At 43.5% G+C, this 2,410-nt stretch carries 1 protein-coding gene; it reads left to right on the top strand.

The window, feature by feature from the left end; genetic code table 11:
• Positions 1-2,410, top strand: a 2,410-nt coding sequence (locus AC04NP_RS30385; protein WP_482863889.1) for a non-ribosomal peptide synthetase, incomplete at both ends; no start/stop codon positions are given.

Below are 2,410 nucleotides of genomic sequence, written 5' to 3'. Positions count from 1 at the left end.
CTATCAGCAGCTGTTAACAGCTATTGTAGCCTCCCCATCATCACAGTTAGGTGAGCTATCGATGCTTACAGAGGAAGAAAGCCGTCAGTTGTTGGAAGTATTCAATGATACGGGGGTTACTTATCCAACGGACAAGACGGTAGTCGATTTATTCGAAGAGCAGGTCAGAAAAACTCCTGATGCGGTCGCTGTAGTGTATGAAGGAGCAAGCTTAAGCTATAAGGAGTTGGACAAGCGTTCCAACAAGCTGGCACGATACCTGATAAAAAAAGGCGTACAACCGGATGATCTGGTCGGCATCTGCCTGGGCCGTAGTCTGGAAATGTTGGTGGGTATTTGGGGGATACTGAAATCAGGGGGCGCCTATGTTCCCATTGACCCCGAGTATCCACAGACCCGTATCGATTATATGTTAGATGATTCAGGGGTAAAGGTCCTGCTCAGTGCTGGTGATTGTACAGCCACCTTTTCGGACAGGGACAATCTGGATACTGTTTTGTTGGATGGTGATCGAGATAAGATCGCAAGGAGGTCTGGCAAAAAGCTAAAGAGGGTCTCATCACCGGATAATTTGGCCTATGTGATCTATACCTCGGGCAGTACAGGCAAACCTAAGGGGGTAATGGTTGGACATAATAATCTGGTTAATTATACTTTTCACTGTATATATAATTATAAGACAGATGATGCTAGTTATAGCTTTCCTCTGTTTACTTCGCTATCCTTTGATTTAACACAAACCAGTATTTACCTGACTTTATTAACAGGAGGGGAATTACATATCTATAAGGATACTAATGTAGGTGAAGTTTTTAAGGAATTGGTTTTAAATGAATCCATTACTTCCATCAAATTAACACCATCACATTTGTCTTTTTTCAAGGATTTAGATGATTTAAGAATAAAGTATTTTGTTATAGGAGGGGAACAGTTAACTCATTCTGATTTAGATAATTTAGGAAAATTGCACGCTTCTGCAAAATTATTCAATGAATATGGTCCTACTGAAGCCACGATAGGTTGTGTAGTTTCTGATGTTACTGATCATCAATTAATAAAAAACATTACTGTTGGGCGTCCAATATCAAACACACAAATTTACCTTTTAGATACTAATGATAGCCTTGTTCCGATTGGCGTGGTAGGAGAGTTATGTATAGGGGGGGACCAGGTGTCTCGAGGTTATCTAAATAGAGAAGATCTAACAAGAAAGAAGTTTGTTGAGAACCCCTTTAAAGCGGGGAAACGGATGTACAAAACGGGCGATCTGGCCAGGTGGCTGCCCGATGGCACTATCGAGTTTATAGGCAGAAAGGATACCCAGGTCAAGATTCGCGGTTACCGCATTGAGTTGGGCGAAATCGAGAACACCTTATCCTTGTTACCAGAAGTTCAGCAATCCTGTGTTCTGGCAAGGGAGGATAAACATGGCGATAAGCGATTGGTAGCTTATGTGGTCTTGGAGTACGATCTGGACAAGGAAGTCTTACAACAACAATTACAAGAAAGTTTGCCGGAGTATATGGTGCCACGGTTGTGGGTTCAGCTAGACGAAATGCCCTTGACAGCCAATGGAAAGTTGGATCGGAAGGCATTACCGGAGCTGGATGGTTCAACCCTGTCCAGCAAAGAATACGCGGCCCCAAGAACGGAAACGGAAGCACAGTTGGCTGAGATCTGGCAGGAGCTATTGGGTGTTGAAAAGGTAGGGATCTATGACAACTTCTTTGAACTGGGAGGCCATAGTTTATTGGTGGTTCGATTGATTTCTATGATACAGGAAATAGGATATACCCTTAGTATCCGAGATATTTTTTCATATCCGAGCATCTCCCTATTGAGCACCAAATTATCCTCATTTGCTGATAGCTACCAGGTATCGGAGAACGGTATCGTGGAGAGCTGTGACTATATTACCCCTTCCATGGTCCCTTTGGTAGACTTAAGTCAAAAAGAATTGGAAACGATCATGGACCAGGTTCCAGGGGGCGGGATCAATATACAGGACATCTACCCCTTATCTCCCTTACAGGAAGGTATCTACTTTCATCATTTGATGAGCGACCCCACCAAAGGAGACCCTTATATTTTACCTAGTTTACTGTCCTTTTCTTCGCCGGACAAGCGCTCGGAGTTTTTAAAAGCCTTAGGCTTTGTGATCGGTCGCCATGATGTCTTGCGTACCTGTGTTTTAAGTTCGGGGCTTTCCCAAAATCTACAGGTGGTATTACGGGAAGTGGAACTGCCCGTAGAAGCGTTATCAATTGGTAGCAGTCAGGACATCTTACCACAGGTGCAGCAAGTAATTTCACCGGATAGCTTATACATGGATCTGACAACAGCACCTATGTTACGGGTAAAGATAGCCGACGACCTTGATAATGGGGCCTATTATTTGGTGTTGCAGCAG

The organism is Agaribacillus sp. DX54 (assembly GCF_056858335.1).
This window is presented reverse-complemented; position numbering and strand designations above follow the sequence as displayed.